Raw genomic sequence first — 26,033 nt, 5'->3', positions numbered from 1 at the left:
AAAACAGTAAAACCTCCAACCTGCGTTATCCTGCGTCGGTTGGAGGTTTTTCATTCTCTTAAGATTCCATCAAATAGGCTTTGATAAAGTCATTGATCTCACCGTTCAGAACTGCGTCTGTATTGGAAGTCTGGTGATCCGTTCTGTGGTCTTTCACGCGACGGTCGTCCAGGACGTAGCTGCGAATCTGCGAGCCCCATTCGATTTTGCGTTTGGAAGCCTCCACTTCTGCCCGTGCAGAGTTACGTTTTTCCAGCTCGATCTGATAAAGCCGCGATTTCAAAAGCCTGATCGCAACCTCTTTGTTCATCAACTGGGAACGTTCCTGCTGGCAAGCGATGATAATGCCCGAAGGTTTGTGATGCAGACGAACTGCTGTCTCCACCTTATTCACATTCTGTCCGCCAGCGCCGCCCGAACGATAAGTGTCCCATGTAATATCCGCCAGGTTCACGTCGATCTCGATATTATCATCGGCTAGCGGATAGACATAAACCGAGGTGAAAGAAGTGTGTCGCCTTGCATTCGAATCAAAAGGTGAAATGCGAACCAGCCTGTGTACACCATTTTCAGATTTCAGGTTACCATAAGCGTATTCACCATCTACTTCCAGTGTTACCGACTTCACACCGGCCACATCTCCATCCTGCAAATCGACCTCCCTGACTTTGTATCCATTCTTTTCAGCCCACATAATATACATGCGCATCAGCATGGAAGCCCAGTCCTGGGATTCGGTACCACCGGCACCGGCGTTGATCTCGATGACCGCAGGAAGCTCGTCGCCTTCTTCTCCCATCATTTTCCGGAATTCGATTTCTTCCAGTTTGTCAGAGAGCTTTTTGCCTTCTTCGTCTACCTCTTCTTCGGTAGCTTCGTTGGCATCATAAAATTCCCAAATGGTATCCAGATCGTCCCTTAACCGGGCAAGTTCCTCGTAACCATTTGTCCAGAATTTCAGTCCGCGGATTTCCCGCATTGTTTTTTCGGCCCGTTCTGAATCGTTCCAGAACTCCGGTTGAACAGTCTGCTGTTCAAGGTCTTCTAGCTGTCTTTTTCGGTTATCGTAGTCAAAGATACCTCCCCAAAGCCTCTACACGGGCCTTCAAGTCTTTCAATTGCTCTGCTGTCATTTGAAGTTTGAGTTTTAAGTTGAAAAAAAGAAAATGCTACTAATGTCAAGATGGTCACTGGTAGTCATTTATTGTCATTTATTGTTTTGGTGGCTGCCGGATGATATGTTTGTTTTGCCTATTGTCTTGATGTAATTATTAAGTTTTAAGGCTAACGTGTCACAAAGATTAATTAAATACCTGGATTTTTCTGGGTCTATAAGATTTCGATTTTGTGCTTTTGTTAGCCAGGTTTTAGTTTCATATAAAGAACCTCTGGAGTAAAAGCAAAAGTTCAGATTTTCCTTAAAGTGATATCTGCCAAAACCTTCGGCGATATTAGCTCCTATGGAGTCCGCTGCACGAACAAGCTGTTTTCCGACAGTTTCCTTGCTAAATATGCTCCATTCTTGCACCGCAGTCCAAATCTTGTCTGATAATTCCATACTCAACTGATAAATCTGTAAGTCTTCTAATTTCATAGATTATCGGAGTTTCTACTATAGACGTGGAAACTTCCATAAGTAACAGCCAACCGTTAGATTTCGTACCAAAAAACAATAAATGACCACAAATGACGATAAATGACCGGAACCCAAAACGCCAATCCCTAACAATATTTATTACCTTTGCAGCAAAATTTTTTCAACCCATTTTGTAATATAAAAATACCAGAAAATGGCTCAAACATATGATGTGATTGTAATTGGTAGCGGCCCCGGGGGTTATCCCGCAGCCATTCGTGCTTCCCAATTAGGACTTAAAGTAGCAATTGTTGAAAAAGAAAGTTTAGGGGGAATCTGCCTTAACTGGGGTTGCATTCCAACCAAAGCACTACTGAAAAGTGCGCAGGTATTTGAATATATTAAGCATGCCAAAGACTACGGTATCAATGTAAGTGAATCTTCTGCCGACTTCGCAGGAGTGATCAAACGCAGCCGCGGCGTGGCCGACTCCATGAGCAAAGGCGTTTCTTTCCTGATGAAAAAGAACAAGATCGACGTCATCATGGGCGCCGGTAAAGTGAAAGGCCAGAAAACGGTTGAGGTAACAGATAAGGACGGCAAAAAAACAGATTACACAGCCGCAAAAGGAGTGATCATCGCAACAGGCGCCCGCGCCCGCGAGTTGCCGAATATTAAAATAGACGGACAAAAAGTAATTGAATACCGCAAGGCAATGAGCCTTGAAAAACAACCTGCATCGCTGCTGGTAGTAGGTTCCGGCGCGATCGGAATGGAATTTGCTTATGTGTATGCATCAATGGGCACGAAAGTTACCGTTGTTGAATTCCTGCCGAACCTGGTGCCGGTTGAAGATGAGGATATTTCAAAAGAGATCGCGAAACAGTACAAGAAGTTGGGCGTTGATACATATGTGAACTCTACAGTTGAGAAAGTTGACACCAGCGGAAAGGGTTGTGTTGTTTCGGTTAAAACTCCGGACGGACAGAAGTCTTTCGAAGTGGATGTTGTGCTTTCAGCAGCCGGGATCGTTGCAAATCTTGAAAACATCGGTTTGGAAGAAGCCGGAATCAAAACAGACAAAGGAAAGATTACGGTAAATGAGTGGTACGAAACCAGCGTTCCAGGATTTTACGCGATCGGCGACTGTACGCCTGGTCCTGCACTGGCACACGTTGCTACTGCCGAAGGGATCATTTGCGCAGAGAAAATTGCAGGGCACAAAACAGAGGCACTTGACTACGGTAATATCCCGGGATGTACGTATTGCCAGCCAGAAATCGCTTCCGTAGGTTTTACCGAAAAGAAAGCGCGTGAAGCCGGTTACGATATCAAAGTTGGTAAGTTTCCATTCAAAGCTTCCGGAAAAGCAACCGCTGCCGGAGCAACTGATGGTTTTGTAAAAGTCATTTTCGACGCGAAATACGGCGAATTCCTGGGCGCTCACATGATCGGGACCAATGTAACTGAAATGATCGCCGAGGTAGTAGTTGCCCGTCAGCTGGAAACTACTTCCCACGAAATACTGAAATCGGTTCACCCGCACCCAACTATGTCGGAGGCAGTTAAAGGTGCGACTGAGGCGGCTTACGGCGAAGCGATAGACTTGTAACGGAAAGTATTTTCTGATAAAAATCATAGGGTATTCATTTAGTTGAGTGCCCTATTTTTTTTAATGATTTACGTAAATTTGAAATGTAGTCAGGCAGGAGCTTTTACTGTCATATGTACCCAACGTTTAAAAATTTGATTCTTGAATAGTGCTAATTACACAGTTGATTTCAACAACTTGTGGAAAGGGGAAAGAGAAATAAAGTCAAGATATGGTAATCTGACATTTTGTTTCGCTTACCTGCTTGGTTATCCGGCAACAGCGCTTCTCTATTTTCTGAGAAATGATCCTGCGGCGCCGGTTGTCCTGAAAGCGGAGCTCCTTTTCAGTGCGATCAGCCTGGTATTTCTTTTCCTGCATTATCGTGGATATATCACCTCTCAGCGGGCATCTTTTCTCGTTTACTTTGCCTTGATTCCGGTTCACGCCTACATTTTGGCGACTGTGCCGCATACTTCATATGATCGGGCGACGATCAATATGACACTCGGCCTTATCTTTTCGTTCATCGTGCTGAGGTGGCCTGGCGGGGAAGCATTACTCGCAACAGTGTTGGTGTTCCTGCTTTTTCCGGCTGCTCTGTACATTGGACATCCTGAATATTTCTATCAGTTTATGGCCCAGGGAGGGTTATTTTTCTTTTTAGGCCAATTGCTGTTTCCCTTCGTCATGTACTTTACCGAAAAGAGGAATAAACGTGAATTTTATTACCGCTATACCTTAGTCGAGCAAAACGAAAAACTGGAAAGGCAGAAGGAAATAGCGGAGAACGCGACGCTCGCCAAGTCGGAATTCCTGTCGACGATGAGCCACGAGATACGAACGCCCCTGAACGGGATTGTGGGAATTGTGCATTTATTGCAGGAAAATAAGTCGAGTAGCGAAGAAGAAAAGGAGTTGATCGAAACACTGAAGTTTTCGTCAACGCATTTGATGGCAGTGGTGAATGATATTCTCGACTTCAACAAAATTAATTCCAATCATGTGAAATTGAATCCCATCAATTTCGATCTGGTAGAGCTGTTCAAAAATGTATATAACAGCTTTTTGCCGAGGGCTAGGGAGAAGAATCTGGAACTGCTTTTTGAACATTCCAGCCCGCTTCCGCTGGTGTGTACAGACCAGGTAAGGCTTAATCAGATCATCACAAATCTGGTGCACAATGCCGTTAAATTTACGGATGAGGGTTTTGTGAAATTTACTGTCGCCGAATTGGGCAGAACTGACGAATTAATCCGTCTAGAATTTGCTGTTTCCGACAGTGGGATAGGCATTTCGGAGGAACAGCAGAAACGTGTTTTTGAAATATTTACCCAGGTAAGAAGCCATGTCAAACGACAGGACGGAGGTACCGGGTTAGGGCTGGCCATATCCAGGGAACTGGTGCGGCTGTTTGGAGGCGAGCTGAAACTGACCAGCGAAATAGGGAAAGGATCTGTTTTCTCTTTTCAAATTGAGCTGCCCTACTCACTAATCGCAGCTTCACCGCAAAAACCGGCCGAAAAGAATACGGTACCCACATTTTCGTCTAATGCAAGGATATTGCTGGTTGACGACAACGCAACCAACCTGATGCTCGCTACCCGGCTGCTTGAGAGAAAAGGTATACCTTTCGATATTGCTTCAAACGGCGAAGAGGCTGTTGAAATGTATCTCGCCACGACTTACAACCTGATCTTTATGGACCTGAGAATGCCGGTAATGGGCGGCTTTGAGGCGACCAGACTGATCCGCGAGCGCAACGCAAATATTCCGATTGTGGCGCTCACAGCCTCCGCATTTGAAGATGAGCGCGAACGTGCGCTGGCAAATGGTTTTAGCGATTACCTGGTAAAACCGTTTCTTCCGGAAGATTTCTACAAAATAGTTTATGCGGAAATAGAGATTGCCAGTTAAAAAATGGCCAATCTCTATTTCACTTTCTGCCGACGCTGCATAGCCTCCCGCCAGGTAGTGAGGATAATCCCTTCTTTTTCAATATACTTTTTCAGGTCGGGATCGATCATGGCAAGGAAGTCACCTTCTCTGGTCGGCCAGGAATCCGATATCTTGGGGAATACTTCAGTGTGAATGGTACAATGCATAATTACCATCGTTAGTCCCGGCTTTAATTTGCCAAAAGCCTCGATGTACTTAGCTGTTTTATATTGCTGCATGGCTTTATCAGATTTATCGCCGTTTGCCGGCCCTTTCCAACCATAGCTGCTGTTTTCAAGGTCATCGAGCACTGGTAAGCCTGCATTCCAGAGTTGCTTTCCAATTTTCTGTGTCATTTCAAATTGATCGGCGATCATTTTCTCCTCGGCTTTAATGGCGGTATTATGGCCGCCTGGAAACATAACCGGTATCTTTTCCTGCATTCCCACTTTCAGATACCTTTCCATAAACTCCGGCGTAGCGAACAAGGTACCCATATGTGAATCCAAATGCGTAGGTTCAAAACCCATTGCGCGCGCGCGATCGAGCTGGGCGCGGATTTCCTGCTCTACTTCATCGGGAGAGGCATTTTTCACGACATCGGCAACGCTGGGCCACAATGCGCCCTGGGAGTCTGTCAAACCCTTCACCTGTTGTTTTCCGGCCAAAGGTCCCCAGCGATAGTCTTTCCATTCAGAAGTGAGTGTCAGGTGCAGCCCCGCGTCGAGGTCCTTATTTTCTTTCCAATAATTAACAAAACCAGGTACCCAGCCGCAAGGCATCATCACGCTCAGTGAATTGGCAACCCCCTCCCGGATGGCACGAATAGCGCCCTGATTGGATTCGTACGACATTCCCACATCATCCACGTGAATGATCAATACCTTTTTCCCTTTGGGATAACCCAGTTTCTCCGCAAAAGTCTGCCCGCTTTCCTGCGAATAGGCCACGGTAGATATACAGATCATTAGCAAAAGCAGTGTCACGTTCATCATGTATTTTGGTTATGTTAGGACTAACAACCTTACATGTCATGAAGAATTATGTACTATCGATTCTACTGATTTTTTGTTACCTGCGTGAGCTGCTACTTATAAAGTAATACCGCCTCGCCATAATAAGAGTCACCGCCTCGGTTGATGTTTGAGAAAACGATGGCTATATCCTCGGAACTAGTTTTATAGGTTATCATAAGTGAGTTTTGCGGAATTTGATCGGAATAGATTCCATACTCGGATTTGAGCTTGCGGATCATACTAGCTAAATCGAGTGTAGTGACCTTTTTTTCATCTTTATAAATATCGATGAAACGTCCGTGACCCGAGGTCTTCAGAGCGTAGGGGGCCGCATTCACCTGAGTGGTTAGATTAATCTGGATAAATTTCATATGATTGAAATTCTGAACTGGTACAGACGAACTGTCTTTTATGATTGCCCGGGACGAATAATTGACGTAATTGTTATTTATCCCTAATTCTGAAGGTTTATTGATAATGTGATCGCCCAATATTTGCTCCATCTGATTGTAATGGGCAAATGTATCCTGTTTCCTGGCTGGAAGCCCGGCAAAGTATGGTTCGAGGCCTGTCATCTTTCGCGATCGAAAAAACTGAATGATTGATTCCAGCTGCCTGTAATCCTGGGAGCGAACCGACACCTTTCCTGAAATTTGTCCCTTTGCATCGAGCAGCTTGTTCCCGGTCAGGATTTGTTCGAAAGTACGGATCTGGCTATTTCTGGCGACCACAAAAATGTTCCACGGGCCAATTGCCAGCAACAAAGCAATCGCAGAAAGTGACACAGGAATCCACCTGATATCTGCCAGCTTGCTGGTTAGAAAATAAAGGGTAGTAACCGCAAGCCAGACCGCCAGCACTGCGATTATATATCTGTTTTCGGTAATGCCATAGTCATTTATCCTCCTGAAAATACCTATGAAAAGCAGCGCGATAAGCGGCAGTAATGCGAGGTAGAACCTTTTGCTGAACAGCCGGACCCATTTTTCTTTGGCATATTCCCTCAAAGGATGTAACAATAGCAATGCGAGAATGCCCGCAATAGAAAATGCCATGACGAGGTATGCTACACCACCGTCGGGCAGTTTCCATTGGAAAATGATCTTGAAGGTATAAGCATACAAAATCACCATGTACACCACTTCCAGCGGGAGTAGTACGTATTGCGTAAAGATTTTAAGACCCGCAGGATAGCTCGTTTCTTCGTCCAGCTCAACGAGCTTTGGCGGAATTTTGCTGAGAAAGAAAAGCGTATGAAATACTACCGCAATCAACACAAACAGATCGCCCTCGATTTTGATGAGGTATGTGATATTAAACAGATATTCAACCGTCTTTACCGCAATAAGGAGCCCGATATACAGCGTAACGGCATAGAGGGTTGCATTCAGGGATTGGAGAAAAAGTGTTTTATTGAACTGCCAGAAACCATTTATTTTACCCGAACCTAAAAATGGAGCAAATGCAACAAAAAGGTGCGACGCGACCATGAATAACATAAATCTGTAAAAATCACCCGAAGCAGGCTCGGTAGGGAGTGTGAAAAAGTAGAAGGTAAGGATCGCAAAAGCAAGCAGGTTTGTGCCAATTATAAAAGGCGCCCTCCATTGTTTTCGTTCTGAAATCAGCTGAATGGCCATCATGAGCGGCGTGGCAAGGAAAAGCGGGTAAGCGAGCCTGGTCATCAAATTCACTTCCTCCTCATTGCCCGCAGATTCAATATGTCTCCAAAGGACGGCGGCTTTACAAATGGCCACTGTCACTACCCACGGAAATCGTTTTACAGTGTGAGTAAGCTGGTCTGTTATGTGGTGAAGGGAAGGCAATTTCATCATGGCTTTTGCTGATATGTCGGTAGGTGAGACGCATTAGAAACCAGGACAAATTAGCCTGCTACAAGCTAAAACACAATACCCCATTTCACTTTCACGTTATCTGCCAGATTACCGCACCCCCTGATTTTTCCCTATGCTAAATCCCCGGAACCTTCTGGCCTGTATTTTATTCCTGATAATAAATGCTGCCAATGCGCAACATTTTGCCTTAAGCCGGCTATTTTATCCTAATCTTACTCTGAAGGCTGACTACAATGTGCCTTCCAGCCTGGACGGAACGCGGGATTACGGCTATTCACGTACTGGCTTTCTTGGAATCATTCCCCTCCAAAGCGAGGTGCAGCTCGGATTCAGCTTGCGTAAAAAGTTTGATTTAAGGGCCGTACACACCGTCGCGATTGCACAATACACGCAGATCCAGCCTAAAATTGACGGTGTAAATGATCCCGGAAATGGGTACAAAACGTTGTCGCTCGGCATAATCCGTTTGCAGGCGAGCATTAAGGACCGCCTTTGGGCTTATGGCGGCGGATTGGGGATGACCGAAACAAATGAAACGTTTTTCAGCCCGCAACCTTTTTTCTGGGGAGGCGCGGCGCGCATGCATATTCTGGGATTACGAACCCAGATCGCCTACGGTTCTGTAATTGCTTATAACCAAAAACTGCGTTTTGTGCCGGTTTTTGGGATAAATAAAGGTTTGGGTAAACACTGGCGCGCATCGGCGCTGCTGCCATTTGTTGCGAATGTAAACTATAAGGCCACCAAATGGTTCAATGTGGATATGTTCGCCGGGTTAAACGGTTACAGTGGTGGATTTCAGTTCCAGACGCCGGAAGAAAAGACTTTAAGAAGAGAGAATTACAGGCAAATCAAAATTGGTGTGTCGGCCAATGCCCACCTTTTTACTGCGATCAATATTTCCCTGGAAGCAGGCGTGACCACATTTCGCCAGCTCAGGACATTTAACAGTGCAAGGGAAAACCTGACATCCTATACGCCGGCCACCACTCCATATATTGGCGCAAGTGTACGCTACATTACGAGCCGGTCGAGCCTGTCCTCTAAGTTTATCAAGAAGATGGGGCTTGGGCAGGCTGGTATTAACTGGTAATTATTTAGTTAGCTATTTAGAGATGTAATTTTACAGCCTCGTTTTTCAGCAGGTTTTTGTCGATTGGTACAACTCCTACCATTTCACAAACCAGTCCGCCTCCCAGATTAGAAACGGCCGCGATCGTTTTGGCAGGCAAATTCAATGCAACACAACAAGCCGCAATGCTGATCACCGTGTCACCCGCGCCCGAAACATCTGCAATCTGCCGAATGTGTGCTGGCAAATGGTGGGTTTCTTCATTCAGATCAATAAAAACACCGCGTTCCGAAAGTGTAATCAAGGCACCTTTAACTTGAAGCGCTTCTTTCAATTGTTCCACTGCCGCGCGCAGTTCTTCAGGTTTGTCCACATTAAATTCAACTTTCAACCCTTCTCTGAGCTCCTTGAGGTTTGGTTTAAAAAGTGTGGTGTGCTGATACGAAAGGAAGTTCCGCTTTTTGGGGTCAACTACTGTTGGAATTTGATGAGAATTCGCAAATGCAGTGATCTCTGAGATCGATTCAGGGGTTAATACACCTTTATCATAATCTTCAAAAATCACAACCTGGCAGGACGGAACAAGCTCCTTTGCTTTCTCAACCAGCATTTTGGTTTCGTCTTTGGAAATAGGCTTATCCGTCTCAGTATCAATGCGGACAACCTGCTGAGAGCCGGCGATGATCCTTTCCTTGATCGTCGTGATCCGAGCCTCGCTGCGGATCAAACCTTCGCAATTCAGACCTTTTTCCTTTAAACTGTTTTCAAGCAAATCACCTGAACTGTCCGAACCGATCACAGAGCAAATAATAGCTTCTGCGCCTAGTGATTGTACATTAAGCAATACATTGCCAGCGCCGCCGAGGCGATATTCTCTTTTTTGAACCGTAACGACCGGGACCGGGGCTTCCGGGGATATTCTGTCTACTTTTCCCCAGACGTATGAGTCCAGCATAACATCGCCGATCACCAATACACGCAGGGAATCGAATGCTTCAAATATCTGATTAATGTTCATTGGTTAAATATTGTCCGCAGTTAATTGTCGGGATTGCTTTGCTTCAAAAATCAAACCTTGGCTACGAAATGAAGGCTGGTTACCTGAAATCTTTTATTGAGATAAAGCCTGTGCGCATCTGTTCTGGCTTCGTTGACGCCCGAGTCGAGATGTACCTGGTCGAATTTTTCTCTGACCGCCAAAGCTAAGATCCAGTCCAGCAAAATACCTGCATACCCTTTTCCGCGGTGTGCAGATAACGTCGACAGGTCATCAATGTAAATATACTTTCCTCTGAAGAGATTGTATCCGGTTTCGAAGACGGCAACAGCGGCCGCTTCATTCTCGGCTTCAATGAAGATCAGCTGACGATTATCCTGTAAGGTCAGCCTCATTGCTTCCGGGTAAAGCTCGTCCGTCAGCGAGGGGCGGAGCGCCTGGATGGCGCTCCTGCATAAGAGAATATCTTCTTCTGTTTCAGCAATCCTGACTATCATGCTTCGTCAACGGGCATTGTGAGGTTACTTAAATTATGCCCCATTTTATCTCTTTTGGTAAGCAGATATTTCTCATTGTAAGGATTGGAAGGTATTTCTACTGCTACTGAATCCACAATTTCAAGACCATAACCAATGAGGCCTGCGCGTTTTTTAGGGTTGTTCGTGATCAGACGGATCTTGGATACTTCTAAATCGCGCAGGATTTGTGCACCAACGCCGTAATCACGGTCGTCCATAGGAAAGCCCAGTTCGAGGTTTGCTTCCACCGTATCGCGGCCCATTTCCTGCAATTTGTAGGCCCTCAGTTTATTTAACAAGCCAATACCTCGACCTTCCTGGTTCATATATACGATAACACCCTTTCCGGCTTTATCGACCATATCCATTGCGGCGTGTAGTTGCGGGCCACAGTCGCAGCGGCACGAACCGAAAATATCACCGGTGACACAGGAGGAATGCACGCGTACCAAAACCGGCTCGTCTTTTTCCCAGGTACCTTTCACCAATGCCAGATGCAAATCGCCGGTATTGATCTGACGGAATGCAATCAGATCGAAATGTCCCCAATTCGTAGGCATATCAACACCGATTTCGCGTTTGATAAGTGACTCTTCGCGCAAACGGTATTCAATCAGATCTTTAATACTGACCAATTTCAGATTGAAGCGGTTTGCGATTTCCCGCAGCTGGGGAAGTCGCGCCATCGAACCATCTTCGTTCAATATCTCTACTAAAACTCCGGCTGGCGATAAGCCTGCCAAACGTGGAAAGTCGATCGCTGCCTCGGTATGCCCTGTTCTGCGCAGTACCCCGCCTTTTTTTGCTTTCAACGGAAAAATGTGGCCGGGGCGACCCAGGTCTTCCGGTTTGGTGTTGGGGTCAACAAGTGCCTGGATTGTTTTAGCGCGGTCACTTGCCGAGATTCCGGTCGTGCATCCATTGCCCAAAAGGTCGACTGAAACAGTGAATGCGGTTTCGTGAAGGGCGGTATTAGTGCCAACCATCATTTCCAGCTCAAGCTCGCCGCATCTTTCTTCTGTGATGGGCACGCAAATCAATCCGCGGCCTTCGCGGGCCATGAAATTGACGATTTCCGGGGTTACCAGCTCGGCAGCACATATAAAATCGCCCTCATTTTCACGGTCCTCATCATCCACTACAATGATCAGTTCTCCTCTTTTTATAGCCTCGATGGCATCTTCAATGGAATCCAGTTTAATCGGATTATTATTGCTATTCATTAATCGCGTTGCTGAAAAATAGTTTTTAACCAAAACTCGTTTTTACCTTGCAAAGGTATATTGTTAATATCGAAAGTTCTATTTTTGAACTTCTCCGAATGTTGAACAACGGATTTACCTTTACCGTTTCATAGAAATTAAATTGGAGAGGGGCTTATTCCGGGACATTTATACTCACTTATGAATTTCAGGCAATTGATCGTATTTGTGTTGGGCGCGGTATTACTTACCTCTCTGCATGTAACCGGTCAAAGCTTTTGCGGGAATACCGGTGGGTTTTTACTTACTCCAACTGCCGGTTGTGCACCGTTATCGGTAACTGTCAAGAATACGGTTCCGAAATCAGAAAATCTGACCTACGCCTACAATTTCGATCGCTCGCGGACTACCGTTCCCGATCCGTCGGAAACTACCCAGGATTCCAGCCATACTTACAATCTTCCGGGCACTTACACGATTTTACAATTCGGCAGTGCGAATGGGACCGGTTTTAGCCAATGCACCGACATTATCGTAAAAGAGACCCGCGCGCCCAATGCAGAATTGGTTGTTTGTCCGAGTGGAAAAGTCAGATTGACATTAATAAGTGATAGTATTTCAACGGCTTATGATGGCGTGATAATCAATTGGGGCGACGGATCGAATCAGAGCATCAATCCAAAAGGCAGCGCGCTGGTTGTAGACCACACCTATGCCGCTGGTACGAAGCCGGTAGTGAGCATCCGCGGCAGCTACCGGAATCTGGATTGTCAGCAGAAAACGATAGCTAAAACTTTGACGGGAACCAATGCACAGTCGCTGGCCGGTGTTGTTATCAAAAGCGTGGAAATGCTGCCGGCAGGCGAGGCGAAGGTGCTGTATGAGGGAATGGAAGGCATTGTCACTGAGTTGTTAATGGATAAGGGCGACGGTCAGTTCGTTTCAACTGGTAAGTCGGGACAGACGGGCGGCACACAATCGGTTACGGTCGCGGGACTGGATGCGAAGCAAAAATACCGTTTCAAATTATCGTCGCGGAATATTTGCGATAACCTGATCGAAAGCCCGGCGGTGGCCAGCATGCATGTCATGGAAGGGACCTATGCGCTGGATGAAATCATTTCGCTTTCGTGGGAGCATTTTCCAAATACCGATAATCTGATACAATATCAGTTGAAGAGGGACGGATCGGTCATTTTTTCTTCGGCCAATGCATTGTCTTACCTGGACACCGATGTGAAATGCGGCAATAGCTATAAGTATGAAATTGTCGCGATCATTGAAAACGATGTACGTTCTTACTCTGCGCCTGTTATTCTCGAACCAAAAACCTCAGCACCAGGGCTCATCACTCAGGCGAGTGTGACAGTCCAGGCCGAAAATACGGTCAGTACGCAGGTCCAGTTGTCGGGTGAAGGCTTGACCAGTAGTTATGATCTGATTATCGAGCGGGCAGTCGCCGGGAGTTCTGATTATCAGAAAGTATCTCCGACCGACAATCAGAGCTTACAGTTTTTGGATAACGCAGTCAGTTCAAATGAAAACTCGTATTGCTATCGGTTTCAATATGAAAACGCCTGTAACCTGAAATCGCCAGGGTATAGCCAGCCCGTGTGTACCATTTTACTGACGAGCCGGACGCCGGAACTAGTCTGGACAACCGAATCGCCCTTTACGGAACCTGTTGGTAACTATGATTTGCACCAGCTTGATGATCAGGGGAATACGGAACTGACTATTCCTAAACAATTGCAAATCGCACATGCACTGGATCTCGCGGCCCAATCTTCCTACTCTTTCCGCATAGAAGCAAAATCGGCGGATGGCGCGTTGGTAAGTTCTTCTAATGTACTTAATTTCAGAAGCGAGCCGATTGTACTGGTGCCGGACGCATTCACACCCAACGGGGATACATATAATGAGCGGTTTGAGGTAAAAGCTTATTTTATTTCAGAGTTTCAGATGTCGGTTTTTGATCGCTGGGGAGAAGTGGTTTATCACTCAAAAAACCTGGCGGATACCTGGGACGGAAAAGTCGCCAGTGAGAACGCGGCGGGCGGCTACTATATATATCAGATCGAAGCAGTAGATACTTCCGGTCGCAAATTTTCCAAAAAAGGGAGTTTTTTGTTGATTAGATAGGACTTTTTGAATGCCTTCTAAATCCGGATAATAGTTTCCGGACTACGCCGTTAAATATTTGCGTAGCTTGCAGCTTTTTGGCATCCCGCTGCGTATAAATACCTGTAACTTAGAGCTTAGTGTTAATGATCGCTTTTTAGAAAAAGTCAAAGTTTAATATTGCACACTTATGAGATTACCGTTACTTCCCCCTTCACTTTTATTTGTTTTCTGTTGCTTAGTCACGATATCCGTCAATGGCCAGGGCTTGTGTGACCGTGGTGGAGGCGGATTTACACTTGATAAGACGCAAGGTTGTGCTCCACTCACAGTTACCGTGGCCAATACTGTTCCGAATCCGATTTTAGTGGCCTATGATGCCGCCTATGACGGGAAATCTCCAAAAACACAGAGCGGCCCGAATTTCACATATTCTCTTCCTGGTTTGTACACGATATTACAGCAGGGGGCAGTGTCTTCCGGGCAGTTTTATGCTTGCAAGACCGTTGAGGTGTTTGAAACCCGGGTAATCACGCCGCAGTATTCTTCATGTGGCGGTGGAAAGATTTTTTTGAGTCTTACTGATGATGCGATCCTGAAAGCATATGACGAGGTAAAAATAGAATGGGGAGACGGAAAGACTGACGTCTGGAAGAAAGGAAGCCTATTGGTGATAGAGCACAATTATACAGATGTGAGTAGTAATCCAACTGTTTTGGTAACGGGGCTATATGTGGGAAAGGGATGCAATGCGGGTCGCCCAACTTCTCTGCCCATTTCTTTTCAGCAGCCTCAGTTAAACGCGATTGCGATCAAATCTATCGAAATGAGGGGTGATGGTACGCTTAGGATCAACTACCTGGGCATAAGCGGGGTGTACACCGATATACGATACAGTACGAATAATTCGAATTATACGACAGCAGGAAGAAGATCATCGGGGGGGCTGCAACCCTTCGATGTGAAGAGTATGGTTACTAGCCAGGTGTATCAGTTAAAGCTTTCTTCGGAGGATCTTTGTTCAGGTAAAAATGACAGCAAGGTTTACAGTAGCATGACCCTTTCCGGTAAGTCCGAAGACGGGAAAAATATTCTTACATGGAGCAAGTATCCTGATGCGGCTGAGTTTACATCTTATGATCTTTTGCGCGATGGAACAGTTATTAAAAGTTTTACTTCCATAAACGATATTACTTACACGGATGAGGATGTGCAATGCGGCAGTTATTCGGAATATCAGGTTATTGCCAAACTTAAGGATGTAACTTCAACTTCGGCCCCGGTTGGTGTGAAAGCAGAAATCGCTTCTCCAAAGCCTATTGAAGGTGCAGCGGTTACCGTTGATGGTAATCATCTGGTGACAATTAAAGCGAATGTTCCTGGTGCTGGACCTAATAGCACTTATGACCTTACCATTGAGAAAGCTGAGGCAGGCGCAACATTGTTCAAGAAAATTATTACCCTTTTTAATGAAAGCGAATATTCGGATCCGGATGTCAAAACCAATGAACTTTCGTATTGCTACCGGATAAGTTACACCAATTCCTGCGGCCAGAAGGTTCCGGCTTCACAACCGATCTGTACCATTTTACTGACGAAAAATTTAACCACACTCAATTGGACTACGGAATTGCCGATCCTGGGAGGAATTTCGGGGTATGATGTCATACAAGCTGGTTCCAGCACAGCAGAAGAAGTGATTCCTGTTGCGATGAATTCAAAGTACACAGTCCAGCTCAATGCCCAAAGCGACCTGGAATATAATTTCCATATCCGCGCTACTTCCCCCGATGGAGATTTTGAAAGCCTTTCCAATATTATCAACTACCGCAGAGGCGCGGGCGTTTTTGTGCCTGATGCATTCAGCCCTAATGGCGATGGCTACAATGATATTCTCGAAGCAAAATCCACCCAGCTGCAAGCTTTTACTTTTTCCGTGATTAACCGCTGGGGACAGGTAGTTTTTCATTCGGAGGACATCAATAATGGCTGGGATGGTACTATTAAGGGTGAAAACGCACCGGTAGGATCCTACGTTTACAAAATGACTTTCGTTGACGATATCAACCAAACAGTTGAAAAAAGTGGTACTTTTATGCTTTTAAGGTAGAAGTCTTTAAAGAAATTTTTAGACGCTGGCACTTAACAGTATAAGATATGTTTGGAAATATGGCAGACATGATGGGTCTGATGGGGAAAATGAAAGATCTCCAGTCCCGCATGAAAGAAGCGCAGGATCAGTTGGGTACTATCACAGAAACTGCGGAGTCGGGTGGTGGATTGGTTAAAGCCACTGTAAATGGTCAGAAAGCTTTGGTCAGCCTCGATATTGACCAAGACCTTATCAAACCAGAGGATAAGGAAATGCTACAGGATTTGATCGTAGCAGCCGTGAACAGGGCATTTGATAATATTGAACCTAAAATCAAGGCGCATTTACAAAAAGCAACAGATGGCGTGCTACCCAATATCCCAGGGTTGGATTTGAGCGGATTTATGAAATAATAATTCCTCAATGGCCTCTTCGGTTGCGATCGTAATCCTGAATTACAACGGTAAACACTATCTCGAAAGATTCCTTCCTAATATATTAAAGTATTCAGAAGGCTATGACATTTGGATAGCGGACAATGCCTCAACCGATCATTCTCTTGATTGGGTAAAAGTGAATTTTCCTACCCTCAAGACATTGTCCATCGATGAGAACAGGGGTTACGCAGGGGGCTACAACGAGGCACTCAAGCATATCGAGGCGGATTATTACATTCTTTTGAATTCCGACATAGAGGTAACTCCGGACTGGATTGACCCTGTCATCGCATTCATGGATTCGGATCCCAATATTGCCGCCTGCCAGCCCAAAATCCGCGCTTTTGACCTTCCCACGCATTTTGAATATGCCGGAGCAGCCGGTGGATTTATGGACTATCTTGGTTACCCGTTTTGCAGGGGACGGATTTTCGATACCCGGGATGAAGATCTTGGCCAGTTTGATGATCAAGGCGACGTATTTTGGGCAACCGGCGCTTGTATGTTTTTGAGGGCTGATGCATTTCACAAAGCCAATGGGTTCGACGAGCGTTTTTTCGCCCATATGGAAGAGATTGACCTGTGCTGGCGGTTGCTGAATATGCAGTACCGGATTACTTACTGCGGAAAGTCAACAGTTTATCACGTTGGCGGTGGTACACTCCACAAGTCTAACCCGCGGAAAACTTTTCTCAATTACCGTAATAATCTGATCATGCTCTTCAAGAATCTCCCGAAGGGAAGACGCTGGAAAACAGTATTGATCCGCCTAATGCTGGACGGCGTGTCGAGCGTGCGATTTATGGCAACCGGTGCCTGGCCTGACGTACTTGCTATTGTGCGGGCGCATTTTGCATTTTACCGGATGATCCCTACGCTGATGAAACATACGCCGAGGAATACCAACCGTGCTCCTCTATATTACAAAAGTATTGTATGGGAATATTTCGTGCTCGGAAAACACCGGTTTGATCAGCTTTCGGGAATAAATCCGAAGAAAACCAGTGCTACAACTCCCAGATAGTAGGGCTATTGTGCTTTCTCCAGTGCTGACGGATCTCCATCCAAAATGCAAGAACCAGGTACAGAATAATCGGGGAGCCGAAGGTCATGAAAGTAGCATATATGAAGTATTTCCTGATGCTGCTCGCCGGAAAATTCAGCCGTTCTCCCAGTTTCGCACAAACTCCAAATATTTGATTTTCAACGTAGTATCGAAGCTTGTTCATGCCTTTTTAAGATTGATACTTCATAGTTACCAATTTTGACGGGTATAAACAATCATACAGATTATTTTTTATCAAATGGGCCGCTGAGAGCAAAATACCGCTAACTCGTAAATTTTCAAATTCTTTAAGCAAATAAATTGTTTTACAAACAATTTTTGTTTCTTTGTGGTTAAAGATTTTGTAAGTTGTTCATTATAATCAAGATGTCTTAACAAGAATTGCCAAAATTTCTTTTGCTAATGGGTTGAGCCTCCCTCAATTATTTGGTAGAGCCACTTCGAGTATTTATTGAAACGCTTACAATTCTCTTGTGTTTTCACCTTATTTCAATTTTTTTATTTCAACATTATGCCAACAGGTACTGTAAAATTTTTCAATGAAGCTAAGGGATACGGCTTCATCGTTGAAGACGACACAAACAGAGACATCTTTGTCCATGTGACAGGATTGGGAGGACTTACTATCCGTGAAAATGACCAAGTAGAATACGAAGTCGTTGAAGGGAAAAAAGGACTGAATGCTGTACAGGTAAAAAAAATATAACTGTATTTTTTTTGCGGGAAATTAAAAATGCCGTTCGTAAGAGCGGCATTTTTAGTTTTAGATCTATTCAACCCAGGACTTTACATCATCGAGCTGAGGCATTTTTTCGTCAATTTTCAACTTCTTGCGCATTCCTCCCAAATCATTGAAGATTTTATTCGCATTAGCTGCTTTCAGTTGCTCAATTGTCAGAATATTCATTTTTTGCAAAGCAGGCACCCACACTGCGGGCACTCCAGCATTGATATAATCGGATTCCTTCGCAATTTCCACTTTTTTCTCAGGACGCATCTGCGGGAAGAAAATCACTTCCTGAATGCTCGAATTGTCGGTCAGCAACATGGTCAGCCGGTCGATTCCGATACCAATGCCTGATGTTGGCGGCATCCCGTATTCCAGTGACCTGATGAAGTCATCATCCATTTCCATTGCCTCATCATCCCCACGCTCTTTCAATTTTAGCTGATCCTCAAAGCGCTCCTTTTGTTCGATCGGATCGTTCAGCTCTGAATATGCATTTGCAATTTCCCTTCCGTTTACAAAAAGTTCAAAACGCTCTACCATACCCTGTTTGGTCCGGTGCTTTTTAGTAAGCGGTGACATCTCAACAGGGTGATCAGTAATGAAAGTGGGCTGGATAATATGTTCTTCGACCTTTTCTCCAAAAATTTCGTCGATCAGTTTGCCTTTGCCCATGCTGTCGCTCACTTCCATTCCCCAGGTCCGGCACTGCTCGCGGATCGCAACTTCATCGAGTTCTTCTACATTCAAACCCGTATATTGACGGATCGCATCCGTGATGCTCAGCCTCGGGTAAGGTCCGGCGAAATCCAGCTCTACACCGCCGAATACAGCTTTGGTAGTTCCATTGACCGCAATTGCCACTTTTTCCAGCAGCTCTTCGGTCATTTTCATCATCCAGATATAATCTTTATAGGCTACGTAAAGTTCTACCGTTGTAAATTCCGGATTATGGGTACGGTCCATTCCTTCATTCCTGAATAGCTTGCCAAACTCATAAACCCCTTCAAAACCGCCGACGATCAACCTTTTGAGGTGTAGTTCTGTGGCAATGCGTAGATATAATCCCAAGTCCAGCGCATTATGGTGGGTGGTAAACGGGCGCGCTGCTGCACCACCGTGGATTGATTGCAATACGGGCGTTTCAACTTCCAGCCAATTATTTGAATCAAAAAACGAACGCATGGTAGTAATGATCCTGGCGCGTTTGATAAAAATGTCGCGGATATCAGGATTAACGATCAGATCGACGTAGCGCTGGCGGTACCTGAGTTCGGGATCCGTAAATCCGTCATAGATATTTCCTTCTTCATCCCGCTTCACAACCGGCAGCGGGCGCAGGGATTTGTTCAAAATTTTGAATTCCTGGACGTGAATTGAAATTTCGCCCGTCTGAGTAGTAAAAACAAAACCGGTAATTCCGATAATGTCACCGATATCCAGTAACTTTTTAAATACCGTATTATAAAGCGTTTTATCCTCTCCCGGGCAGAGATCGTCTCTGCGGAAATAAAGCTGAATGCGCCCTGAGCTATCCTGGAATTCGGCGAATGCGGCGCTTCCCATAATCCGGAAGCCCATCAACCTGCCCGCCATCGATACATGCTTGTAGTCAATCTTATTGTTCTCATAATTCTTAAGAATATCAGAGACATAAGTGTTGACTACGAATTCTTCAACCGGGTAGGGTTCAATACCCATTCGGATTAATTCCTCTCGCTTTTGGCGGCGCAATATTTCCTGTTCGCTAAGTAGCATTTTGCAGCAATGTAATTTGTCAGTGTATTTCCATCTCCAAAGAGTCCGCAAAACTACAATTTTTTGCCTTGAATAGCGAAGGTGAACCTTTAACATGCCCGGTTTGGTTTGACGGGATATAGCCTGGCACATTATTAATAAATGTATATTGAGGAACCAGCCTGTGAAGCTTCCTTATTGAAAAAGTTGCGTTAAAACCCCTCGTTCATGTTTGCAAGAGTTTTAAAAATCTTTGGAATTGTTGCCCTCTGCGCTGTTTTCATTTTTGCGGCTGTCGAAATCTGGGTTTACAGAAATCGCGAAAAAATATTCAGAAGTGTTCAGGAAATAGTCAATGAAAACCTTAATGGAAACCTTGAAATAGGCGATTTTAAATTTCGGCCATTTTACGGCGGGTTGGGATTGAACTTCACGCTTTCCAAAGTCAGGCTGACGGATAGTTTGTATTCGAGTCACAATAAACCGTTTCTGGAAGCCGAACTGGTACATGTCGCTCTGGATCTCAAAGGATTTTATAAGGGTAATGTCAAGGTGAAAAACCTGGTGTTACAGGATGGCTCACTGAACATGTTTACCATGCGCAACGGGTACTCCAACCTCACTATCTTTCAGTCCGGAGGGAAGAAAAAGAAAGATAAAAAGGCGGGAAGTAGCAACATTATTGAAAAGTTCGGAAACCTGCGGTTTGTAAATTTCGAGGTGGCGTTCGCAGATTCAGTGAAGAAAAAATACTATGGCGCGCTTTTCCATGATGCAACGAACATTGTAACGCCTACCGACACAACTACAAACGCCAGTTTCGCCGGATCAGTATTGTTCAAAGGGCTTACATTCAAACCGGAAAAAGGGGGCTTTTTAATCAATCAGGAAACTAATCTGGCACTGGCGCTCGCATTTGACGCGGATGCTAAGAAATTGAGAATATATCCTTCCGTACTGGAAAGCGCGACGCACGACAAAATCGGTATTACAGGCGATTTTGATTTCGCCGACACGGTTAGAAATTTCAGGATGAATTTTACTGCCGATAAAATTGAAGTAAAAAATGCATTGCCGCTGCTGACAGAAAGGCTGAGAAAACAGATCGATTCGCTGGGAATCAAGGCGAAGGTCGATACTGAAGTGAAAGTAATCGGTCAGCTGATGTCAAAGAACAAGGCAAGGGTAGATGTGAAATTTGAAACGGATACCTTTAATTATGAACTGCCCGTCGGCTTTTTACGACAAATGAAAGCGTTTGGAACATTTACAAACCAGGCCGACACATCGCATCTGCCTGACATCTGGAACTCGGCACTCGTCGCCCCTAAAGTCACTGGTCTTTTCGAAAAAATCCCGTTTACATTTAAATTTTCAGTGAAGGATTTCCGTAACCCCAGAGCCATACTGGATGGAAGAGTCGACGCCGATTCGACAAACCTGGGCGCGCTGCTCGATGAAAGCCGCTACAAATTCAAACGCGGTACTGCTAAAATCGATTTTCACTTTAACGGAAGTTTAAAAAATTTTTACAATTCGGAGCGTGACAGATTTGACGGGAAGATATTTGGGAAAGCCTCGATCAAGAATATCGAACTCGACTACTTACCGAGAAAGGTGCGATTGTCGAGGATAACGGGAGATTTCAACTTCAATGAAAAGGCAGTGGTTTTTCAGGATCTGCACTTTTACGACGGGCAGAATATGCTTTATATGCGCGGCCAGATACTCGATCTTATCCCTTATTTATTCGGATCGCCAAAGCCATTGCGTGCAAAAGTGAATGTCAATATTCCAAAGTGGAAGCTGAACTGGCTGGAAGGACTTTTTGCTGCCAGGCAGAACGAAAGTCAGCAAAGAAGAAAAAAACGCAAACTATCGGAATTGCTGGACAATGCTATTGATAAAATGGAAGTGACGGCCAAGCTGGACGCGAAAGAACTTCAGTACCGGCAATTTACGGCACGTGATGTAAAAGGCGAGTTCACCATTAAGGACAATGCAGTTGCCATAGAATATTTTATCATGAAGGCCTTTGGAAAGGGTAATTTCCGGGTTTCGGGCGTGATGGAAAACTCAGGAAAAGGGCAGCCGCGGGTGGCAGTTACCGGAAAAGTGTCGAACGCAGACGTCCATTCCGTATTTCGTTCTTTCGATAATTTTGGACAAAAAACGATTACCAGTGATAATCTGAAAGGTATTCTCAATACCGATTTCAAATTTGAAGCGAACCTGAACAACAATGTCAGGTTGATGCCGGCAACCATGAAAGGTGAGCTGAATTTTGATCTGACGAGAGGTTATATCATTAATTTTGAGCCGTTTATGAAAATAAAAAAGCTCATCTTTAAAAAACGTAACTTCGAAGAGGTGAGATTTGCTCCGATCCGGAATAACATCAGGTTAAGAGGGCAGGAGATTGAGATCGCGCCTATGGAAATCGAATCCAACGTGCTTACGTTGTATCTGGACGGCGTGTACAGTTTTGGTAATAAGACAGATATAAACATTCAAATCCCGCTCAGCAATCTCAAAAAGAGAGATTCTACCTACGTGCTGGACCCCAATAATGAAGAGAAAAAAGGCGGCTCAAAAATTTTCCTCCGGGCTATTGACGAAAACGGGGAGGTGAATATCAAGCTCGCTTTTCGTCGTAAGCGCGAGAAGAATAAGGAAAAAAACGAAGAGGTAAAGGTTGATCCGGCGGCTATTGAAAAATGATCAGCTGAGTTCGTTGCTAAACATATAACCTACGCCTTTCAGAGTTTTAATATATCTGTCGCCCAGTTTTTCGCGTAACTTTCTGATATGTACGTCGACAGTTCTTTCGAGCACATAAATATCTGCACCCCAGATTTTCTGCAGCAATTCGTCGCGACTGAAAACCTTATTGGGCGTTTGCGCCAGAAAGAACAGCAATTCAAACTCCTTTTTCGGGAGTACCGTCGCCTTCTCACCGGCCTGGGTCACAGTGTAATTTTTCCTGTTAATAGACAGGTCGAGAATATCGATCGTATCACCAGACTCCGCTTTTTGAGCTTCCCGGCGAAACAATGCATTGATCCGGCTCATTAAGGCCCTTGGCTTAATCGGCTTTGTGATGTAATCGTCGGCGCCCACATCAAATGCAGCTACTTCCGAGTATTCTTCGGAACGTGCAGTCAGAAACAGGATATAGGTGTTTTTAATATCGGGATTCTGGCGAAGAATTCGCCCGGTTTCGATACCGTCAAGCTGCGGCATCATAATGTCCAGAAGGATCAAGTCTGGTATAAATGTTTTGGCAGTTTCAATGGCTTTTTTTCCGTTTGAAGCTGTAAGTACCGAGTAGCCTTCCTTGGTTAAGTTATATTCTAGGAGTTCAACAATATCGGAATCATCATCCACTACTAGTACTTTCGGTGCTGAAACAGCGGATTTCGTGGTGCTCATTGTTTTTATGATTAAAACGCGATTCGAAATTAGAGGATGTGATGTTCACATTACATGTTTCCCGCAATTATTAACACAAACTTAATATCAGCGATAAGTAATCCGGTACATATCTCTTTGCTCATTTGTAACCAGCATATCGGTATTGTTCAAAAAAAGGATCGCTTCGTTTTGCTTTTTGACTAACCGGAAACAGCCCAGCGGCTTACTAAAATTAATGCCCTCACCGGATACTTCAAAAATAAGTACTTTCCCATACGTCAGCAGTGCAAACCTTTTACCGTCGGGACTGATATCTGCAGAAGTTACCTGTGTATTAATTGGAAGGCTATCGACTGCATTTACCACATAGTCACCAGCCTTGTCCGAAAGCTGGTACATTCTCACCACTGGATCATTCTTCCAATTTTTTGAAAATAGGTAAAGGTTTCCCTGATAATGAAAAAGAGCCTCGGAATCGAAAATGCGGTTCCTCCCGTTTTGCTGTTCCGCGTATTTAAATTTAATGAGCTGGGTAGTGGAGTCGAGGGTATTATGCTTATAAATTTCAAATGTTGAGCGACTGTTGGAGTTATTTCCAAAGTCCCCGATATAGATATTGCCGGCCTTGTCTTCTGCGAGGTCTTCCCAATCCACATTTCTTGCCTGTGAAATTGCTTTTATTGAGACAAGTTTGCCGGTCAGATCAAAACCATAGAGTTCCGCTTTTCCACCGCTATCGTTATGTGACCAGAATATGTTTTCATTGTGTGACCTGGCAAGCCCTGAACTTTCTGAAATAGAGCTGGGGAGCTTGCCTATTTTGCTAATTTTGTAATGAGACCGTACTTTCTCGAAATCGTTAATTTTATAATCCGACTGGCAGGTAGAAAACAGTGTCTTGACCGCAAACCATACGTACATTAATTTATCCATGAATTCAACATTACGCCCCCTGCCTGACAAAGATAGAGAAACCCCTATTTACTTAAAGCTGGCAAGCACACTTGTTGCCCTTATCGCGACAGTTTACATTCTTTATACACTGAGGGAAACAATTATACCACTCGCATTTTCTATCCTCCTCGCTATCCTGCTTTACCCGGTTTGTGCGTGGCTGGAACGGCACAAAGTACCCCGGATCGGCGCTATTTTACTGAGTATCCTGACCTTATTTGTTGTCATCGTTATTCTGGTCTACGTTGTCTCGATCCAGATCGGAAGCTTTGCCGAGGAGTTGCCGCGTATTACCGAAAAGGCTGAAATCATCATGGACCAAACTTTGGCGATGGGTGAGCGGTACTTAAATATCAGTCGTACGCAGCAAGTCAGCGAGGGGAAAAAATACCTTGTTAACGCGTTGACCGAAGGCCGCGCATTCCTGCTTAACACGCTTGTAACTACGACCGGCGCCATTTCGACCTTTGTATTAATCCCGCTGTATATTTTCTTTTTCATGCTTTACCGCGATTTTTTCAGAATGTTCGTGCACAAAGCTATCCGAAAAGTACCGAACGAGGATTTAAACCTTTTGTTAAGAAAAATATATGAAGTGATCCAGAGCTATCTCTCAGGATTATTTTTAGTGATTTTAATTGTGGGTGTTTTAAATAGTATCGGGCTTCTATTACTGGGAATCCCGCATGCTATATTCTTCGGTTTTCTGGCTGGTTTCCTGATTTTGATTCCTTACATCGGAATACTGATTGGCTCGGTTTTGCCTGCATTGCTGAGTATTGTCACGATGGATTCTCCCTGGTATGCTGTCGGTGTGATCGGCATTATGAGTTTCGTACAGTTCCTGGAAGGAAATTTCATTACGCCCAATATCGTTGGTTCCAAAGTGAGTGTGAACCCGCTGGCAGCGATTATCGCATTGTTTCTGGGCGGTCAGCTTTGGGGGCTTTCGGGCTTAATCCTTGCATTACCGGTTACGGCTATTCTGAAAGTGATTTTTGATACAGTCCCAAGTTTGGAACCTTACGGATTTTTGCTGGGTGAACCTGTGCACGAAGTCGCAGCTGAACAGGCGGAGATCCAGCGGGAGCAGACAGTCAACGAATTCAAGAAAAAGTCTTACAGAAGGTACCGAAACAAGCCAAGAAAAAAACCGGAGGGTTCTTCTTCTACGCTTCCAGGGAATGCTCCGAATGTATAGTCCTATTTGTTAACCTGTACTTTTTCGACGCTAATACCAACGCTCATCACAAAAGGAAGCGGATTTTGTCGCATGGATTGTGAAAGCGTGATGGTGTAAATACCGGATTTGGAGAAGCGATAGTTTTTCAGGAAAGGTATTTTATGGTCAAAAAGATCACCCAGTCCGTGACCATACGGCTTGCCGGTCATTTCATTGGACAAGTACACTTCTTCCAGCGTGTTTGAGATCAGTTGCTTGTCCGGGCCGGTGAAGTTGCGGGTGAGGTAAAGATTATAGTAAGGATATTGAAGTGTATTTCTCAACAAATAATAGAGGTTGTAAACCTGCGTGGTGTCGGTGATCTCTATTTTGAATGCCGGCTTATTTTTGATATACCAAAGTCCGTCGTCAATATCTTCATGCGCTTTATAAACAATACTATCATCACAGGAGACGAGGGACAGGCAAAGCAATAAAGCGGCAAAAATTCCGGAAAACTTCATGTGAGATTAGCTATTGGACTTCCAAAACTATCC

General features: G+C 44.7%; 22 protein-coding genes. 10 read left to right on the top strand and 12 right to left on the bottom strand.

The genetic code is table 11. The features are described from left to right. Window positions 1–58: 58 nt before the first annotated feature. Window positions 59–1,133, bottom strand: a protein-coding gene (prfB, locus tag FXO21_RS09865; protein ID WP_149639928.1) for a peptide chain release factor 2 whose coding sequence is annotated in 2 segments (ribosomal slippage) — window positions 59–1,072 and window positions 1,074–1,133 — 1,074 coding nt in all. Because the reading frame shifts where the segments join, the coding sequence is not laid out codon by codon here. 74 nt (window positions 1,134–1,207) lie between these two features. Next, window positions 1,208–1,594, bottom strand: coding sequence for a four helix bundle protein (locus tag FXO21_RS09860; protein ID WP_149639927.1), 387 nt, complete (start codon window positions 1,592–1,594; stop codon window positions 1,208–1,210). A 196-nt stretch (window positions 1,595–1,790) separates the two neighbouring features. Between FXO21_RS09860 and lpdA the strand changes: the two genes are divergently transcribed. Both lpdA and FXO21_RS09850 read left to right on the top strand, forming a co-directional pair. Beyond that, entirely contained in the window at window positions 1,791–3,188 is a 1,398-nt protein-coding gene (gene lpdA / locus FXO21_RS09855) for a dihydrolipoyl dehydrogenase (RefSeq protein WP_149639926.1), read from the top strand. 141 nt (window positions 3,189–3,329) lie between these two features. Beyond that, a complete protein-coding gene (locus FXO21_RS09850) occupies window positions 3,330–5,084 on the top strand; it encodes an ATP-binding protein (protein ID WP_149639925.1) in 1,755 nt (584 codons plus the stop codon). 14 nt (window positions 5,085–5,098) lie between these two features. On the opposite strand, the gene FXO21_RS09845 is transcribed toward FXO21_RS09850, so the two are convergent. Both FXO21_RS09845 and FXO21_RS09840 read right to left on the bottom strand, forming a co-directional pair. Then, window positions 5,099–6,097, bottom strand: a complete 999-nt coding sequence (locus tag FXO21_RS09845) for a polysaccharide deacetylase family protein (RefSeq protein WP_149643439.1) — start codon at window positions 6,095–6,097, stop codon at window positions 5,099–5,101. A 95-nt stretch (window positions 6,098–6,192) separates the two neighbouring features. Then, a complete protein-coding gene (locus tag FXO21_RS09840; protein WP_149639924.1) occupies window positions 6,193–7,956 on the bottom strand; it encodes a DUF4153 domain-containing protein in 1,764 nt (587 codons plus the stop codon). Between the two features lie 133 nt (window positions 7,957–8,089). Between FXO21_RS09840 and FXO21_RS09835 the strand changes: the two genes are divergently transcribed. Continuing rightward, window positions 8,090–9,070, top strand: coding sequence for a hypothetical protein (locus tag FXO21_RS09835; RefSeq protein ID WP_149639923.1), 981 nt, complete (start codon window positions 8,090–8,092; stop codon window positions 9,068–9,070). Window positions 9,071–9,086: 16 nt separating this feature from the next. Here FXO21_RS09835 and FXO21_RS09830 read toward each other — a convergent pair whose 3' ends face one another. The 3 genes from FXO21_RS09830 to FXO21_RS09820 are packed head-to-tail and all read right to left on the bottom strand — an operon-like array spanning window position 9,087 to window position 11,787. Further along, entirely contained in the window at window positions 9,087–10,067 is a 981-nt protein-coding gene (locus tag FXO21_RS09830; RefSeq protein WP_149639922.1) for a bifunctional heptose 7-phosphate kinase/heptose 1-phosphate adenyltransferase, read from the bottom strand. Window positions 10,068–10,117: 50 nt separating this feature from the next. Continuing rightward, the gene (locus FXO21_RS09825; RefSeq protein ID WP_149639921.1) at window positions 10,118–10,543 is read right to left on the bottom strand and encodes a GNAT family N-acetyltransferase; all 426 of its coding nucleotides are present in this window, start codon (window positions 10,541–10,543) and stop codon (window positions 10,118–10,120) included. Next, window positions 10,540–11,787, bottom strand: a complete 1,248-nt coding sequence (locus FXO21_RS09820) for a bifunctional 3,4-dihydroxy-2-butanone-4-phosphate synthase/GTP cyclohydrolase II (protein ID WP_149639920.1) — start codon at window positions 11,785–11,787, stop codon at window positions 10,540–10,542. The genes FXO21_RS09825 and FXO21_RS09820 overlap by 4 nt, the downstream gene beginning before the upstream one ends. Before the next feature lie 180 nt (window positions 11,788–11,967). Here FXO21_RS09820 and FXO21_RS09815 point away from each other — a divergent pair, with 180 nt between their 5' ends. The 4 genes from FXO21_RS09815 (at window position 11,968) to FXO21_RS09800 (ending at window position 17,440) form a co-directional block, all read left to right on the top strand. After that, window positions 11,968–13,908: a T9SS type B sorting domain-containing protein gene (locus FXO21_RS09815; RefSeq protein ID WP_149639919.1), complete on the top strand. Its 1,941-nt coding sequence runs from the start codon at window positions 11,968–11,970 to the stop codon at window positions 13,906–13,908. Between the two features lie 169 nt (window positions 13,909–14,077). After that, window positions 14,078–15,997, top strand: coding sequence for a T9SS type B sorting domain-containing protein (locus FXO21_RS09810; protein ID WP_149639918.1), 1,920 nt, complete (start codon window positions 14,078–14,080; stop codon window positions 15,995–15,997). 47 nt (window positions 15,998–16,044) lie between these two features. Beyond that, a complete protein-coding gene (locus FXO21_RS09805; protein ID WP_149639917.1) occupies window positions 16,045–16,392 on the top strand; it encodes a YbaB/EbfC family nucleoid-associated protein in 348 nt (115 codons plus the stop codon). A gap of 10 nt (window positions 16,393–16,402) precedes the next feature. Further along, window positions 16,403–17,440 carry a glycosyltransferase family 2 protein gene (locus tag FXO21_RS09800; protein ID WP_149639916.1) on the top strand — a complete coding sequence of 346 codons (1,038 nt, stop codon included), beginning with the start codon at window positions 16,403–16,405 and terminating at the stop codon, window positions 17,438–17,440. On the opposite strand, the gene FXO21_RS09795 is transcribed toward FXO21_RS09800, so the two are convergent. Further along, entirely contained in the window at window positions 17,424–17,645 is a 222-nt protein-coding gene (locus tag FXO21_RS09795) for a PspC domain-containing protein (protein WP_149639915.1), read from the bottom strand. The genes FXO21_RS09800 and FXO21_RS09795 overlap by 17 nt on opposite strands. Window positions 17,646–17,993: 348 nt before the next feature. Between FXO21_RS09795 and FXO21_RS09790 the strand changes: the two genes are divergently transcribed. Further along, window positions 17,994–18,188 (top strand): cold-shock protein, encoded by a 195-nt coding sequence (locus FXO21_RS09790; RefSeq protein ID WP_026629450.1) that lies wholly within the window; start codon window positions 17,994–17,996, stop codon window positions 18,186–18,188. Between the two features lie 63 nt (window positions 18,189–18,251). Here FXO21_RS09790 and lysS read toward each other — a convergent pair whose 3' ends face one another. After that, window positions 18,252–19,967, bottom strand: coding sequence for a lysine--tRNA ligase (gene lysS / locus FXO21_RS09785; RefSeq protein ID WP_149639914.1), 1,716 nt, complete (start codon window positions 19,965–19,967; stop codon window positions 18,252–18,254). 207 nt (window positions 19,968–20,174) lie between these two features. On the opposite strand from lysS, the gene FXO21_RS09780 reads away from it, so the two are divergent. Beyond that, window positions 20,175–22,667 carry an AsmA family protein gene (locus FXO21_RS09780; protein ID WP_149639913.1) on the top strand — a complete coding sequence of 831 codons (2,493 nt, stop codon included), beginning with the start codon at window positions 20,175–20,177 and terminating at the stop codon, window positions 22,665–22,667. Here FXO21_RS09780 and FXO21_RS09775 read toward each other — a convergent pair whose 3' ends face one another. Together FXO21_RS09775 and FXO21_RS09770 are read right to left on the bottom strand one after the other, a co-directional pair. Continuing rightward, a complete protein-coding gene (locus FXO21_RS09775) occupies window positions 22,668–23,378 on the bottom strand; it encodes a response regulator transcription factor (RefSeq protein WP_149639912.1) in 711 nt (236 codons plus the stop codon). Between the two features lie 87 nt (window positions 23,379–23,465). Next, a complete protein-coding gene (locus FXO21_RS09770; protein ID WP_149639911.1) occupies window positions 23,466–24,293 on the bottom strand; it encodes a hypothetical protein in 828 nt (275 codons plus the stop codon). On the opposite strand from FXO21_RS09770, the gene FXO21_RS09765 reads away from it, so the two are divergent. Continuing rightward, on the top strand, window positions 24,292–25,515 hold the full coding sequence (locus FXO21_RS09765; RefSeq protein ID WP_225865637.1) for an AI-2E family transporter: 1,224 nt from the start codon (window positions 24,292–24,294) through the stop codon (window positions 25,513–25,515). The genes FXO21_RS09770 and FXO21_RS09765 overlap by 2 nt on opposite strands. Window positions 25,516–25,517: 2 nt before the next feature. On the opposite strand, the gene FXO21_RS09760 is transcribed toward FXO21_RS09765, so the two are convergent. Then, window positions 25,518–26,000, bottom strand: coding sequence for a gliding motility lipoprotein GldH (locus FXO21_RS09760; RefSeq protein WP_149639910.1), 483 nt, complete (start codon window positions 25,998–26,000; stop codon window positions 25,518–25,520). Window positions 26,001–26,033 lie beyond the last annotated feature (33 nt).

Origin of the sequence: Dyadobacter sp. UC 10, from assembly GCF_008369915.1 — a bacterium.
Taxonomy (GTDB): domain Bacteria; phylum Bacteroidota; class Bacteroidia; order Cytophagales; family Spirosomataceae; genus Dyadobacter.
The sequence above is the reverse complement of the archived record's forward strand: the minus strand, read 5'-3'. Positions and strand labels throughout refer to the sequence as shown.

Coding starts and splice junctions, on each gene's coding strand:
- FXO21_RS09860 (WP_149639927.1), bottom strand. CDS start 1,594: ATGAAATTAGAAGACTTACAGATTTATCAGTTGAGTATGGAATTATCA.
- lpdA (WP_149639926.1), top strand. CDS start 1,791: ATGGCTCAAACATATGATGTGATTGTAATTGGTAGCGGCCCCGGGGGT.
- FXO21_RS09845 (WP_149643439.1), bottom strand. CDS start 6,097: ATGAACGTGACACTGCTTTTGCTAATGATCTGTATATCTACCGTGGCC.
- FXO21_RS09840 (WP_149639924.1), bottom strand. CDS start 7,956: ATGATGAAATTGCCTTCCCTTCACCACATAACAGACCAGCTTACTCAC.
- FXO21_RS09835 (WP_149639923.1), top strand. CDS start 8,090: ATGCTAAATCCCCGGAACCTTCTGGCCTGTATTTTATTCCTGATAATA.
- FXO21_RS09830 (WP_149639922.1), bottom strand. CDS start 10,067: ATGAACATTAATCAGATATTTGAAGCATTCGATTCCCTGCGTGTATTG.
- FXO21_RS09825 (WP_149639921.1), bottom strand. CDS start 10,543: ATGATAGTCAGGATTGCTGAAACAGAAGAAGATATTCTCTTATGCAGG.
- FXO21_RS09820 (WP_149639920.1), bottom strand. CDS start 11,787: ATGAATAGCAATAATAATCCGATTAAACTGGATTCCATTGAAGATGCC.
- FXO21_RS09815 (WP_149639919.1), top strand. CDS start 11,968: ATGAATTTCAGGCAATTGATCGTATTTGTGTTGGGCGCGGTATTACTT.
- FXO21_RS09810 (WP_149639918.1), top strand. CDS start 14,078: ATGAGATTACCGTTACTTCCCCCTTCACTTTTATTTGTTTTCTGTTGC.
- FXO21_RS09805 (WP_149639917.1), top strand. CDS start 16,045: ATGTTTGGAAATATGGCAGACATGATGGGTCTGATGGGGAAAATGAAA.
- FXO21_RS09800 (WP_149639916.1), top strand. CDS start 16,403: ATGGCCTCTTCGGTTGCGATCGTAATCCTGAATTACAACGGTAAACAC.
- FXO21_RS09795 (WP_149639915.1), bottom strand. CDS start 17,645: ATGAACAAGCTTCGATACTACGTTGAAAATCAAATATTTGGAGTTTGT.
- FXO21_RS09790 (WP_026629450.1), top strand. CDS start 17,994: ATGCCAACAGGTACTGTAAAATTTTTCAATGAAGCTAAGGGATACGGC.
- lysS (WP_149639914.1), bottom strand. CDS start 19,967: ATGCTACTTAGCGAACAGGAAATATTGCGCCGCCAAAAGCGAGAGGAA.
- FXO21_RS09780 (WP_149639913.1), top strand. CDS start 20,175: ATGTTTGCAAGAGTTTTAAAAATCTTTGGAATTGTTGCCCTCTGCGCT.
- FXO21_RS09775 (WP_149639912.1), bottom strand. CDS start 23,378: ATGAGCACCACGAAATCCGCTGTTTCAGCACCGAAAGTACTAGTAGTG.
- FXO21_RS09765 (WP_225865637.1), top strand. CDS start 24,292: ATGAATTCAACATTACGCCCCCTGCCTGACAAAGATAGAGAAACCCCT.
- FXO21_RS09770 (WP_149639911.1), bottom strand. CDS start 24,293: ATGGATAAATTAATGTACGTATGGTTTGCGGTCAAGACACTGTTTTCT.
- FXO21_RS09760 (WP_149639910.1), bottom strand. CDS start 26,000: ATGAAGTTTTCCGGAATTTTTGCCGCTTTATTGCTTTGCCTGTCCCTC.